Consider the following 13,517-nt stretch of genomic DNA (forward strand, 5'->3'; position numbering starts at 1 on the left):
TCCCCGGGTCATCTGCAGATCTGAGGACGGTACTGGTGTATTTTCAGCCTCCCTACGGCGCCTCCGGCGCTTATCCGCCCAAGCAGGGCATGTACAACCCGGCGTTCGAGAAGGATGCCTGCGGCCTCGCGATGGTCGCCACCCTGCGCGGTGAAGCCGGTCACGACATCATCGCGCTGGCGCTGCAGGCGCTGCGCAACCTCGAGCACCGCGGCGCCATCGGCTCGGATGCCGGCACCGGCGACGGAGCGGGCATCCTGACCCAGATGCCCGACGCCTTCCTGCGCGCCGTCACCGACTTCGAGCTCCCTCCGGTCGGCGAGTACGCCGCGGGGCTGGCGTTCCTGCCGCGCGACTCCAGCGAGCGCCGTCAGCAGAAGGCGGGGATCGAGAAGATCGCCCGCAGCGAGGGCCTCCGCGTCCTCGGCTGGCGCGAGGTCCCCACGGTCAACGACAATCTCGGCAAGCTCGCCGACGAGGCGCGTCCCGCCTTCGAGCAGCTCTTCGTGAGCGCCGGGGGAGCGACCCACTCCGACGCACCGCTCACCGGCATCGCGCTCGATCGCGTCGCCTACCGGCTGCGCAAACGCGCCGGTCACGAGCTCGGCGCCTACTTCGTGTCGCTCTCCGCCCGCACGCTCGGGTACAAGGGCATGGTCACGACTCTGCAGCTCGAGCCGTTCTACCCCGATCTGCAGGACGAGCGCTTCATGTCGGAGCTCGCCGTGGTGCACTCGCGGTACTCCACGAACACGTTCCCCTCGTGGCCCCTCGCGCAGCCGCTGCGCATGCTCGCGCATAACGGCGAGATCAACACGGTCGGCGGCAACCGCAACTGGATGCGGGCGCGCCAGTCCCAGCTCGAGTCCGAGCTGCTCGGCGACGTGGCACCGCTGCTGCCCATCTGCACCGATGGCGCCAGCGACTCCGCGTCATTCGACGAGGTGCTCGAGCTGCTCACCCTCACAGGTCGCAGCCTGCCGCACGCCATCATGATGATGGTCCCCGAGGCATATGAGAAGCAGTCCGACATCTCGCCCGAGCTGCGTTCGTTCTACGAGTACCACTCGAACCAGATGGAGCCGTGGGACGGCCCGGCGGCGCTGATCTTCACCGACGGCACCGTCGTGGGCGCGACCCTCGACCGCAACGGCCTACGCCCCGGTCGCTGGACCGAGACCACCGACGGGCTCATCGTGATCGGCTCCGAGACCGGTGTGCTCACGTTCGAGCCGGAGCGCATCAAGCGTCGTGGACGTCTGCAGCCCGGAAAGATGTTCCTCGTAGACACGGCGCAGCAACGCATCATCGAGGACGACGAGATCAAGCACGACCTCGCGACCCTGCATCCGTGGCAGGAGTGGCTGGATGCCGGATCCGTCCGTCTCGCGGATCTCCCCGAGCGCGAGCACATCGTGCACCCGCCGGCCTCGATCACCCGCCGCCAGCGCACCTTCGGATACACCGAGGAAGAGGTCCGCCTGCTGCTGACCCCGATGGGGCAGACCGGCGTCGAGCCGCTCGGTGCGATGGGCTCCGACACCCCGATCGCTGTGCTCAGCAAGCGCCCACGCCTGCTGTTCGACTACTTCACGCAGCAGTTCGCGCAGGTCACGAACCCGCCGCTCGACTCGATCCGCGAAGAGGTCGTCACGAGCCTCAAGCTCGGCCTCGGACCCGAGAGCAACCTGCTCAGCTGGGGTCCCGATCACACGCGCACCGTGTCGCTCGACTTCCCGGTGATCGACAACGACGAGCTCGCGAAGATCCGCCACATCGACAAGGCGCTGCCCGACCGCGCCAGTGTCACCATCAAGGGCCTGTACCACTTCGACGTCGGCTCGAACACGCTCGAGAACCGTCTCGTCGAGATGTGCGAAGAGGTCGACGAGGCCATCGCCAGCGGCGCCGAGTTCATCATCCTGTCGGACCGGGACTCCAACAAGGATCTGACCCCGATCCCGTCGCTGCTCATGGTCTCTGCGGTGCACCACCACCTGATCCGCCGCGAGAACCGCATGAAGGTGGGTCTGATCGTCGAGGCCGGGGACGTCCGCGAGGTGCACCATGTCGCGACCCTGATCGGCTACGGCGCATCCGCCGTGAACCCCTATCTGGCGATGGAGACGGTGGAGCACCTCGTGCGCACCGGCTACATCACCGGGATCAGCCCGGAGAAGGCAGTCCGCAACCTCATCTACGCACTCGGCAAGGGGGTGCTGAAGATCATGTCGAAGATGGGCATCTCGACGGTGTCGTCCTACGCCGGGGCGCAGGTCTTCGAGGCCGTCGGTCTGAGCGAGGAGTTCATCGACCGGTACTTCACGCGCACGGAGTCGAAGCTCGGCGGCATCGGGATCGGGGAGATCTTCCTCGAGAACCAGGCCCGTCACGACTACGCCTACCCCGAGGACGAGGCCGCCCGCGCGCACGAGCGGCTGTGGACCGGGGGAGAGTACCAGTGGCGCCGCGACGGCTCCCCGCACCTGTTCAATCCCGAGACGGTGTTCAAGCTGCAGCACGCCACGCGCGAGCGCCGCTACGACATCTTCCGCGACTACACGCGGCTCGTCGACGACCAGGCAGCGGAACTCAAGACGCTGCGCGGGCTGTTCCGCCTGCGCACCGGAACCCGTAAGCCGGTGCCGCTGGATGAGGTGGAGCCGGTCTCCGCGATCGTCAAGCGCTTCTCGACGGGTGCGATGAGCTACGGCTCGATCTCCAAGGAGGCGCACGAGACCCTCGCGATCGCGATGAACCGGATCGGCGGCAAGTCGAACACCGGTGAGGGCGGCGAGGATGCCGAGCGACTGCTCGACCCCGAGCGGCGCAGCGCCATCAAGCAGGTCGCGTCGGGTCGCTTCGGCGTCACGAGCCTCTACCTGACCGAAGCCGACGACATCCAGATCAAGCTCGCCCAGGGCGCCAAGCCCGGCGAGGGCGGACAGCTGCCTCCGCAGAAGGTCTACCCGTGGGTCGCCCGCACACGCGGCGGCACCCCGGGCGTCGGCCTCATCTCGCCGCCGCCGCACCATGACATCTACTCGATCGAGGATCTCAAGCAGCTCATCTTCGATCTGAAGAGGGCGAATCCCGAGGCGAGGATCCACACCAAGCTCGTCAGCCAGTCGGGCATCGGGGCGGTGTCCGCCGGTGTGGCGAAGGCGCTCAGCGACGTCATCCTGGTGTCCGGTCACGACGGCGGCACCGGCGCGAGCCCGATGAACTCGCTCAAGCACGCCGGCACGCCGTGGGAGCTCGGCCTGGCCGAGACGCAGCAGACGCTCATGCTCAACGGCATGCGCGACCGCGTGGTGGTGCAGGTCGACGGTCAGCTCAAGACCGGCCGTGACGTCATCATCGGCGCTCTGCTCGGCGCCGAGGAGTTCGGTTTCGCGACCGCGCCCCTCGTGGTGAGCGGCTGCATCATGATGCGGGTCTGCCACCTCGACACCTGCCCGGTGGGCGTCGCGACGCAGAATCCCGCGTTGCGCGAGCGCTTCACGGGAAAGCCCGAGTTCGTCGTGAACTTCATGGAGTTCATCGCGGAGGAGGTGCGCGAGCTCCTCGCGGAACTCGGATTCCGCTCGCTCGACGAGATCATCGGACGTGCGGAGCTGATCGAGGCGGATGCCGCTCTGGAGCACTGGAAGGCCGAAGGACTCGACCTCAGCCCCGTGCTCGAGGGGCCGGCGTTCCCGGCGAGCGAGCCTCGCCGCAGCCGGCGCGCCCAGGATCACGAGCTCGAGAAGCACTTCGACGTCCAGCTGATCGACATCGCCGCCCCGGCGCTCCTCAATGGGGAGCCCGTGGTCGTCGAACTGCCCATCGCCAACACCGAGCGGGCGGTCGGCACGATGCTGGGCCACCAGGTCACATCGCGCCACGGCGCGGCCGGCCTGCCCAGGGGAACGATCGACGTCACCCTGAACGGCACGGCCGGTCAGTCCCTCGGGGCGTTCCTGCCGTCGGGCATCGTGCTGCGGCTCGAGGGCGACGCGAACGACTACGTCGGCAAGGGCCTGTCCGGAGGAGACATCTCGATCCGTCCCTCTCGGGGTGCGCACATCGCACCGCACGAGAACGTGATCGCCGGGAACGTGATCGGCTACGGCGCGACGGCGGGGACGATGTTCCTGTCCGGCGTCGTCGGCGAGCGGTTCCTGGTGCGCAACTCCGGGGCGACCGCCGTCGTCGAGGGCGTGGGAGATCACGCGCTCGAGTACATGACGGGCGGCGTGGCCGTGATCCTCGGCTCGACCGGACGCAACCTCGGAGCCGGCATGTCCGGGGGAGTGGCGTACATCCACTCGCTCGACTCCGGCAAGGTCAACGCGCAGTCCCTGGGCAGCGGCGAGCTCCGGCTCGAGCCCCTGGACCGTGCCGACCTCGAGGTGCTGCGCGGTCTCATCGCCGAGCACGTGGAGCGGACGGCGTCGCCGCTCGGCTCCGACATCCTGGCCAGGTTCGAGGAGACCGCCGGCCAGTTCACGAAGGTGCTCCCTCGCGACTACGCGGCTGTGCGCAGCATGCGCGAGGAAGCTGTCGCGGAGGGCATCGACCCTGACGGCGACATCGTCTGGAACCGCATCCTGGAGGTGACCGGTGGCTGATCCCAAAGGTTTTCTGAAGGTCACCGAGCGTGAGCTTCCCAAGCGACGGCCGGTGCCCGTGCGCATCATGGACTGGAAAGAGGTCTATGAGCAGGGCGATCAGGCGGTCCTCAAGCGCCAGGCCGGCCGCTGCATGGACTGCGGTGTGCCGTTCTGCCACCAGGGATGCCCGCTGGGCAACCTGATCCCGGAGTGGAACGACCTGACCTGGCGAGGAGAGGGACGTGCGGCGATCGATCGCCTGCACGCGACCAACAACTTCCCGGAGTTCACCGGGCGTCTCTGCCCTGCGCCGTGCGAGAGCTCGTGTGTGCTGGGGATCAACCAGCCCGCGGTGACGATCAAGCAGATCGAGGTCTCGATCATCGACGAGGCCTTCGCCAAGGGGTGGGTGGAGCCGCAGCCGCCCGCCCGCCTCACGGGCAAGACCGTCGCCGTCGTCGGCTCCGGCCCTGCCGGACTCGCCGCGGCGCAGCAGCTCACTCGTGCGGGTCACACCGTCGCGGTGTTCGAGCGCGACGACCGCATCGGCGGACTGCTCCGGTACGGCATCCCCGATTTCAAGATGGAGAAGGGCCAGCTCGAATCCCGCCTGCGCCAGATGCAGGAGGAGGGGACGCGCTTCCGCGCCGGTGTGGAGATCGGACGCGACATCTCCTGGTCCGACCTCCGGGCCCGCTATGACGCGATCGTGATCGCCACGGGGGCTACCGTTCCCCGCGACCTGTCGATCCCCGGACGCGACCTCGACGGTGTGCACTTCGCGATGGAATACCTGGTCGAGTCGAACCACGCGGTGGCCGGCGACAAGGTCCCCGAGCAGATCACCGCCGAGGGCAAGCACGTCATCGTCATCGGCGGCGGCGACACCGGTGCGGACTGCATCGGCACCGCGCACCGTCAGGGTGCACTCAGCGTCACCAACCTGGCGATCGGCGTGCAGCCGGGCACCGAGCGACCCGGGCACCAGCCCTGGCCGATGATGCCCACTCTGTTCGAGGTCACCTCCGCTCACGAAGAGGGCGGAGAGCGGGTCTTCCTCGCCTCCACCGTGGAGTTCCTCTCGAACGACGTGGGCGAGCTTCGCGCTCTGCGCGTCGCCGAGACCGAGTACATCGACGGACGTCGCGTGCCCAGGAGCGGCACGGAGCGAGAGATCCCCGCGGACCTCGTGCTCATCGCGATGGGCTTCACCGGCCCGGAGCAGGACGGCTTCACCGAGGAGACGCTGCCCCAGCTGACCGAGCGCGGAGCGTTCCGTCGCGACGACAGCTACGAGTCCACGATTCCCGGCGTGTTCGTCGCCGGCGATGCCGGACGCGGGCAGTCGCTGATCGTCTGGGCGATCGCCGAGGGCCGTGCGGCTGCGGCGAACGTCGACCGCTTCCTCATGGGGAGCACCGTGCTGCCCGAGCCCGTGCGTCCGCACGAGGTCGCCATCGGTCTTCAGCCCGCGTAGGCTGAACGGCGGCACCGTCGCCTGATTTCCATCCCCACTACCCTGGAGCATTCTGTTGAGACGCGCGAAAATCGTCGCCACCCTGGGCCCCGCCACCTCCACCTATGAGACCGTCCGTGCCCTCATCGACGCCGGAGTGGACGTCGCCCGTCTGAACCTGAGCCACGGTGACTACTCCGTGCACGAGAACAACTACGCCAACGTGCGTCGTGCGGCGGACGACGCCGGTCGTGCGGTCGCGATCCTCGTCGACCTGCAGGGCCCGAAGATCCGCCTCGGCAAGTTCGAGGACGGCCCCTACGAGCTCGCCAAGGGCGACATCTTCAAGATCACCACCGAAGACATCATCGGCAACAAGGAGATCTCCGGAACGACCTTCAAGGGTCTGCCCAACGACGTCAAGCCCGGTGACTTCCTGCTGATCGACGACGGCAAGGTCCGCGTCGAGGTCGTCGAGACCGACGGGGTCACCGTCACCACCCGCGTGATCGTCGCCGGCGCGGTGTCCAACAACAAGGGCATCAACCTGCCCGGTGTCGCCGTCAACGTCCCCGCTCTGAGCGAGAAGGACGAGGATGACCTCCGCTGGGGTCTGCGCATCGGCGCCGACCTGATCGCGCTGTCCTTCGTCCGCAACGCGGAGGACGTCACCCGCGTGCACGAGATCATGGCGGAGGAGGGCGTCAAGGTCCCCGTCATCGCCAAGGTCGAGAAGCCGCAGGCCGTCGACGCCCTCGAGGGAATCGTCGATGCCTTCGACGCGATCATGGTCGCCCGTGGCGACCTCGGTGTCGAGCTTCCGCTCGAGGCCGTGCCGATCGTGCAGAAGCGCGCCGTCGAGCTCGCCCGCCGCATGGCCAAGCCGGTCATCGTCGCGACGCAGATGCTCGAGTCGATGATCAACAGCCCGGTGCCGACGCGCGCCGAGACCTCCGACGTCGCGAACGCCGTGCTCGACGGTGCCGACGCCGTGATGCTGTCGGGCGAGACCAGCGTGGGGGACTACCCCGTGGTGGTCGTCGAGACCATGGCGCGCATCATCGAGTCGACCGAGGAGCACGGCCTGGAGCGCATCGCCAAGCTCACCACGAAGCCGCGCACGCAGGGTGGGGCGATCACGCTCGCCGCGCTCGAGGTCGCGGAGTTCGTCGAGGCGAAGTTCCTCTGCGTGTTCACGCAGTCGGGCGACTCGGCTCGCCGTCTGTCGCGGCTGCGCTCGCGGATCCCGATGCTGGCCTTCACGCCGGAGCCCGACATCCGCCGTCGTATGGCGCTCACCTGGGGCATCCAGTCCACTCTCGTGGACATGGTCCAGCACACCGACCTGATGTATCTGCAGGTCGACGACTACCTGCTCTCGAACGGTCTGGCCGCCGAGGGAGACAAGGTCGTCGTCATCTCGGGCTCCCCTCCCGGAATCGTCGGCTCGACCAACGACATCCGCGTGCACAAGGTCGGAGACGCCGTGAACGGTGCCGCGCCGATCTACAAGGAAGCCACGGTCTGACCCGCAGCACCGGACGACGGGGGTGGAACGCGAGTTCCGCCCCCGTCGTCGTGCCACGCGGCGATGCGCGACCCGCAGCCGCGGACGTATCGTCGAGTGTGCCGCGCATGCGGCCGGTCCAGCGCCGGAGGGGTGCATGATCGATCTGGTGCGACGGGCGGGCTGGTGGATCGCCGACTACCTGTACGCCGGATACTGGCAGGCGCGGGCCGCGTTCGACCGCCGCGACGCGGAGTCCTTCTCAGGCGGTGATGGTGTGCCGATCATCATCCTGCCCGGGGTGTACGAGACCTGGCGGTTCATGCAGCCGCTCATCACCGCCCTCCACGACCGCGGCCATCCGGTGCACGTCGTCGACGCCCTGGAGCGCAATCGGCGCCCGGTCCGCGAGGCGGCCGAGGCGGTGACCGGATTCCTCGATGCGTCGGGTCTGACCGACGTCATACTGGTCGCCCACAGCAAGGGAGGACTCGCGGGCAAGCTCGCGATGGCAGGGCCCGCGGGATTCCGGGTGCGTGCGATGGTCGCGGTGGCCACGCCCTTCGGCGGATCCCGCTACGCGCGCCTCCTGCCCGTGCGGTCGTTGTGGGCGCTCGCCCCGACGCATCCGTCGATCCTCGAGCTCGCCGCGCGCCGTGATCTCAACGATCGCATCGTGTCGGTCTTCGGCCGCTTCGATCCGCACATACCCGAGGGGAGCGAACTCGACGGCGCGCGCAAGAACGTGCGCCTCGACACCGGAGGACACTTCCGGGTGCTCGCCGACCCCCGGGTCCTCGCCGAGGTCGCCGCCCTCGCTGAGGGGTAGCGCGCAGCGGTGGCAGGTGCGCCGTCGTCCTCCGGACGACTACGCTGGTGCACGTGCCGTGGCGATCACCGCCTCTGCACTGCGATCATGGATGACCTGACCATCGAACCTGCTGTGGACGACCGCCTCCTCGGCCCGCGTCCCGAGATCGGCGCGCCCCCTGCAGGGTTCTTCCCCTCGCCCGATCGCGACGACGTGGCGCTTCCGGCTCTGCGGCCCGGCAGCATCGGCATCCGCTACCGGCTCAAGCGTCGCTTCCGCACCTACGATGCGATCGCCTGTGTTCCCGCCTACCTCGCCCAGACACGGTCGGACGCGACCGTCCTCGGTCCGGGCGGCGAGCGGATCCACGGCGGAGACGTCTATGTGCCCGTGCTGGTCGGGGGAGTGGCGGTCGAGGCCACGAACGAGAACCTCGACGCGATCATCAGAGGGAGCATCCCGGACGGCATGATCCTCGCGGATCACCCCGCCGCCGCGGAGCAGGAGTTCGTGCGCTGCATGCGCCCGTCTCTCGACCGGTATCTGCTGATCGACCGGGAGATCTGGATCCGCGCGTCGGTGCAGCCGATCTCCTAGGTCGCCTCCGACCTCGATGTGCCGGCGGTGGGACTCGAACCCACACGCCCTTTCGGACAAAGCATTTTGAGTGCTCCGCGTCTGCCATTCCGCCACGCCGGCTCGTGTGTCGCGACTTCGACTTTAGCGCAGAGCACCCGTGCTCCCGATCGCGCGTCGAGTCATCGGGGACGCCACAGGCGCACTCCACTAGGATGGATCTGTGACCGAGCAAGAACAGGCAGCCGAGCAGCCCACGTCATCCGCACCCCGACGCGTCGTCGTCGCCGAGGACGAGTCGCTGATCCGTCTCGACATCGTCGAGATCCTCCGCGACAACGGCTTCGATGTCGTCGGTGAGGCCGGCGACGGGGAGACCGCCGTGGCACTGGCCACCGAGCTGCGCCCAGACCTGGTGATCATGGACGTCAAGATGCCGCAGCTCGACGGCATCAGCGCCGCCGAGAAGCTGCACAAGGGCAACATCGCCCCCGTGGTGCTGCTGACCGCCTTCAGCCAGAAGGAGCTCGTGGAGCGCGCCAGCGAGGCCGGCGCCCTGGCCTACGTGGTCAAGCCCTTCACGCCGAACGACCTTCTGCCGGCGATCGAGATCGCTCTCGCCCGCCACGAGCAGATCATCACGCTCGAGGCCGAGGTCGCCGACATGGTCGAGCGCTTCGAGACCCGCAAGCTCGTCGACCGCGCGAAGGGTCTGCTGAATGAGAAGATGGGCCTGTCCGAGCCCGAGGCGTTCCGTTGGATCCAGAAGGCGTCCATGGACCGTCGTCTGACGATGCAGGACGTCGCGAAGGCGATCATCGAGCAGCTGGCTCCGAAGAAGTAGTCCGTGCATCCGCTCGACGCGGAGCACGTCCTGCGTCCGATCCGTGTCGGTGACGGCGCCGCCCTCGCGAGGGCGTACGCCGCGAACAGCGCGCACCTGTCTCCCTGGGAGCCGCTGAGGGAACCGGAGTTCTTCACCGAGCAGTGGCAGGAGACGGACGCCCGCCGGTGCGTGGACGAGGCGGCGCTGGGCAGGAGCGCGCGGTTCGTCATCGAGTCCTCCGACGGCGAGATCCGGGGACGGATCAACCTGAACAACGTCGTGCGCGGAGCCTTCTGGAGCGCCGACCTCGGCTACTGGATCGATGCCTCGCGATTACGCCGGGGACTCGCGTCCCTCGGGGTCGCCCGCGTCGTCGCCCACGCGAGGGACGAGCTGCGGCTGCACCGTCTGCAGGCCGCCACACTGCTGCACAACGCCGCATCGCAGCGGGTGCTCGGCGAGCTCGGCTTCGAGCCGATCGGGATCGCTCCGCGGTATCTGCGCATAGCGGGGGAGTGGCAGGACCACCGCCTGTTCCAGCTGCTGCTGGAGGAGCCGCTCAGCTCGATGTGGGTGCGTCCTTGATCATGTTGGTGATGCGGATCGTCGAGCAGCGCCGACCCTGATCATCCGTCACCACGATCTCGTGCACCGTGATGCTGCGCCCGAGATGCACCGGGGTGCACACGCCGGTGACCACGCCCGAGGTCGCCGACCGCGTATGGGTCGCGTTGATGTCCACTCCGACCGCGAGTCGTCCCGGGCCCGCATGCAGGTTGGCCGCCATGGACCCCAGCGACTCGCCGAGCACCACGTACGCGCCGCCGTGCATCAGCCCGACGGGCTGCGTGTTGCCCTCGACCGGCAGCGTCGCGACGCATCTCTCGGTGGTGAACTCCAGGAACTCCATGCCCATCTTCTGGGCGAGAGCGCCCATGCCGCGGGCTGTGGCCCAGTCGAGTCCTGCACTGGTCGCGGTCTCGCTCACGGATCCTCCTCAGCGGGTGTCTGTCGTCCTCGTTAGGCTGAAAGGGTGACGGACTCCGCAAAGCCTACCCTCATGGTCGTCGACGGCCACTCGCTCGCCTACCGTGCGTTCTTCGCCCTCCCGGTCGAGAACTTCACCACCAAAGACAACCAGCACACCAACGCCATCTACGGCTTCCTCTCGATGCTCGTGAACCTGATCAAGGCCGAGCAGCCGACTCACATGGCGATCGCGTTCGACACGTCCCGCCATTCGTTCCGCACCGACCAGTATCCCGAGTACAAGGCGACCCGATCAGAGTCCCCGCAGGAGTTCCGCGGGCAGATCCCCCTGCTGCAGGACTGCCTCGCCGCGATGTCGATCCCCGTGCTCACGAAGGAGGGTGTCGAGGCCGACGACATCCTCGCGACGCTCTCGACGCAGGGAGCCGAACAGGGATACGACGTGCTCGTGGTGTCGGGTGACCGCGACACGATCCAGCTCGTCACCGACGACGTCACTCTGCTGTACCCGTCCGTGCAGGGAGTCTCGCAGCTCAAGCGGTACGACCCCACCACCGTGCACGAGCGCTACGGTGTGCCTCCCGAGCAGTACCCCGACATCGCGGCACTGGTCGGCGAGACCAGCGACAACCTCCCGGGTGTCCCCAAGGTGGGAGAGAAGACCGCCGTCAAGTGGCTCACCCAGTTCGGCTCGCTCGACGACCTTCTCGAGCGCTCGGGCGAGATCAAGGGCGTGGTCGGCGGCAACCTGCGCGACCACATCGAGGACGTGCGCCGCAATCGCCGGCTCAACCGGCTGCTGCGCGACGTCGAGCTCCCCGTCGCGCCCGACGATCTGGCCGTGGCGCCGATCGACGCCCAGGCCGTCCGCGATATCTTCGCGCGCCTCGAGTTCCGCACCCTGCTTCCCCGCGTCTTCGAGGCCGTCGGCGCAGGTGAGGTCGCCGATGATCCGGCGGCCGCCGCCGTGGTGCTGCCCGAGCCCTCTCAGGTCACCGCCGCCGAGTTCGTCGACTGGGTCGACGCCCAGACGCGCGACGTCTCCCTGCGCATCCCGCTGCAGGGCGGAGCCCCGACCAGGGTGGGCGCGGCCACCGAGTCCGACCTCCGTGAGATCGACTGGAGCGACGAGGTGGCCGACGCGCTGCGTCCGTGGCTCGAGTCCGATCGTCCGAAGATCATCCACGACGCGAAGCCGCAGGTGAAGGCACTTCGTCGTCAGGGCATCCGCCTCGCCGGGCTGGCGTACGACACGAGCCTCGCGGGATGGCTGTTGCGCCCGAGCTTCCCCGACAAGACGCTCGGCGATCTCGTCGAGCGGTACCTGGGCGAGAAGCTGCCCGAGGCCGACCCCTCGCAGCTCGTTCCCGAGACCGAGGGCGCGACTCCGGCTCAGGAGGCGTGGTTCGCCCTGCGGGTGGCTACGGCCCTGCGCGAAGACATCCCCGAGTCGGTCGCCGCGGTCCTCACCGACATCGAGCTGCCCACCCTGCTCACGCTCGCCGACATGGAGGTCGCCGGCGTCGCGGTCTCGCACGAGGTGCTCTCGACGTTCTCCGGCGAGCTGGCGACGCGCGCCGACGGGCTGGCGCAGGACGCGTTCGGCATCGTCGGCCGCGAGTTCAATCTCGGCTCCCCGAAGCAGCTCCAGGAAGTGCTCTTCGAAGATCTGCAGCTCCCCAAGACGCGCAAGACCAAGACCGGCTACTCGACGGATGCCGCCGTGCTGGCCGACCTCCAGGAATCGCACCCGCATCCGTTCCTCGGTCTGCTGCTGCAGCACCGCGAGGCGACGAAGCTGCGTCAGATCATCGAGTCGCTCGACACGGCGATCGGCGACGACCACCGCGTGCACACGACCTATGTGCAGACCGGCAGCCAGACCGGCCGGCTCTCGAGCACCGACCCGAACCTGCAGAACATCCCCGTGCGCACCGAGGAGTCCCGCCGCATCCGCAGCGCATTCCAGGTCGGCGAAGGGTACGAGTCCCTGCTCACCGCCGACTACTCCCAGATCGAGATGCGCATCATGGCGCACCTCTCGGGTGACGAAGGGCTCATCGAAGCGTTCAACAGCGGTGAAGACCTGCACCGCTTCGTCGGCGCGCGGGTCTTCGGCGTCGATCCGTCCGACGTCACAGCGGCGATGCGCACCAAGGTCAAGGCGATGTCCTACGGCCTCGTCTACGGCCTGTCGGCGTTCGGCCTCTCGAAGCAGCTGCGTATCGAGCAGTCCGAGGCGAAGCAGCTCATGATCGAGTACTTCGCGCGTTTCGGCGCTGTCCGCGACTACCTGCGTGCCTCGGTCATCACGGCGAAGGAGGTCGGCTACACCGAGACGATCTTCGGGCGCCGTCGCCCGTTCCCCGACCTGGCGAGCCCCAACCGGGTGCTGCGTGAGAACGCCGAGCGCGCGGCTCTCAATGCTCCCATCCAGGGCAGCGCGGCCGACATCATGAAGATCGCGCTGCTGCGCATCCACGAAGACCTCCGTTCCGAGGGCCTGTCCTCGCGCGCGTTGCTGCAGATCCACGACGAGCTCGTGGTCGAGGTGGCGCCGGGCGAGTGGGATGCCGCCGAGCGGATCGTCCGGGCTCGCATGGGCGACGCGGCAGACCTGAGGGTCCCGCTCGATGTGCAGGTGGGTCGCGGTCGCGATTGGAACGAGGCCGCACACTGACGGTCGGTCTCACGCCGATGCTCGCCTGCGGGTGGGCAGAGAACCGATAGGACGCGCGAGCGGTGTTGGCTACTCT

The 13,517-nt window shown here is 68.2% G+C and carries 9 protein-coding genes and 1 tRNA gene; 8 read left to right on the forward strand and 2 right to left on the reverse strand.

The features are described 5' to 3' along the window. Nucleotides 1-89 precede the first annotated feature (89 nt). The 5 genes from gltB to FQ142_RS09045 all read left to right on the forward strand — a co-directional run bounded on the left by gltB (nucleotide 90) and on the right by FQ142_RS09045 (nucleotide 8,966). A complete protein-coding gene (gene gltB, locus FQ142_RS09025) occupies nucleotides 90-4,613 on the forward strand; it encodes a glutamate synthase large subunit (RefSeq protein ID WP_149423493.1) in 4,524 nt (1,507 codons plus the stop codon). Next, nucleotides 4,606-6,072, forward strand: a complete 1,467-nt coding sequence (locus FQ142_RS09030) for a glutamate synthase subunit beta (RefSeq protein WP_149423039.1) — start codon at nucleotides 4,606-4,608, stop codon at nucleotides 6,070-6,072. Before gltB ends, FQ142_RS09030 begins: the two co-directional genes overlap by 8 nt. A 55-nt stretch (nucleotides 6,073-6,127) precedes the next feature. Then, nucleotides 6,128-7,579, forward strand: a complete 1,452-nt coding sequence (gene pyk, locus FQ142_RS09035; protein ID WP_149423040.1) for a pyruvate kinase — start codon at nucleotides 6,128-6,130, stop codon at nucleotides 7,577-7,579. Nucleotides 7,580-7,715: 136 nt separating this feature from the next. Then, on the forward strand, nucleotides 7,716-8,387 hold the full coding sequence (locus FQ142_RS09040) for an esterase/lipase family protein (protein WP_149423041.1): 672 nt from the start codon (nucleotides 7,716-7,718) through the stop codon (nucleotides 8,385-8,387). Between the two features lie 87 nt (nucleotides 8,388-8,474). After that, nucleotides 8,475-8,966 (forward strand): hypothetical protein, encoded by a 492-nt coding sequence (locus tag FQ142_RS09045; protein WP_149423042.1) that lies wholly within the window; start codon nucleotides 8,475-8,477, stop codon nucleotides 8,964-8,966. Between the two features lie 19 nt (nucleotides 8,967-8,985). Here the strand turns inward: FQ142_RS09045 and FQ142_RS09050 are convergent. Beyond that, nucleotides 8,986-9,068: transfer RNA gene (locus tag FQ142_RS09050), tRNA-Leu, on the reverse strand. 100 nt (nucleotides 9,069-9,168) lie between these two features. Between FQ142_RS09050 and FQ142_RS09055 the strand changes: the two genes are divergently transcribed. Both FQ142_RS09055 and FQ142_RS09060 read left to right on the forward strand, forming a co-directional pair. Continuing rightward, nucleotides 9,169-9,789, forward strand: coding sequence for an ANTAR domain-containing response regulator (locus tag FQ142_RS09055; RefSeq protein WP_042536652.1), 621 nt, complete (start codon nucleotides 9,169-9,171; stop codon nucleotides 9,787-9,789). 3 nt (nucleotides 9,790-9,792) lie between these two features. After that, nucleotides 9,793-10,356 carry a GNAT family N-acetyltransferase gene (locus FQ142_RS09060; RefSeq protein WP_149423043.1) on the forward strand — a complete coding sequence of 188 codons (564 nt, stop codon included), beginning with the start codon at nucleotides 9,793-9,795 and terminating at the stop codon, nucleotides 10,354-10,356. Here the strand turns inward: FQ142_RS09060 and FQ142_RS09065 are convergent. Continuing rightward, nucleotides 10,331-10,708: a PaaI family thioesterase gene (locus FQ142_RS09065; protein ID WP_149423494.1), complete on the reverse strand. Its 378-nt coding sequence runs from the start codon at nucleotides 10,706-10,708 to the stop codon at nucleotides 10,331-10,333. The genes FQ142_RS09060 and FQ142_RS09065 overlap by 26 nt on opposite strands. 96 nt (nucleotides 10,709-10,804) lie before the next feature. Between FQ142_RS09065 and polA the strand changes: the two genes are divergently transcribed. Further along, entirely contained in the window at nucleotides 10,805-13,441 is a 2,637-nt protein-coding gene (gene polA / locus FQ142_RS09070) for a DNA polymerase I (protein WP_188042358.1), read from the forward strand. The last annotated feature ends 76 nt before the right edge of the window (nucleotides 13,442-13,517 follow it).

The organism is Microbacterium sp. ANT_H45B (assembly GCF_008369345.1).
In the GTDB taxonomy this organism is placed as follows: Bacteria; Actinomycetota; Actinomycetes; order Actinomycetales; family Microbacteriaceae; genus Microbacterium.

What these genes read in the sequence shown, in the direction of transcription:
- gltB (WP_149423493.1), top strand. Translation starts at nt 90, where the DNA reads ATGTACAACCCGGCGTTCGAGAAGGATGCCTGCGGCCTCGCGATGGTC.
- FQ142_RS09040 (WP_149423041.1), top strand. Translation starts at nt 7,716, where the DNA reads ATGATCGATCTGGTGCGACGGGCGGGCTGGTGGATCGCCGACTACCTG.
- FQ142_RS09045 (WP_149423042.1), top strand. Translation starts at nt 8,475, where the DNA reads ATGGATGACCTGACCATCGAACCTGCTGTGGACGACCGCCTCCTCGGC.
- FQ142_RS09065 (WP_149423494.1), bottom strand. Translation starts at nt 10,708, where the DNA reads ATGGGCGCTCTCGCCCAGAAGATGGGCATGGAGTTCCTGGAGTTCACC.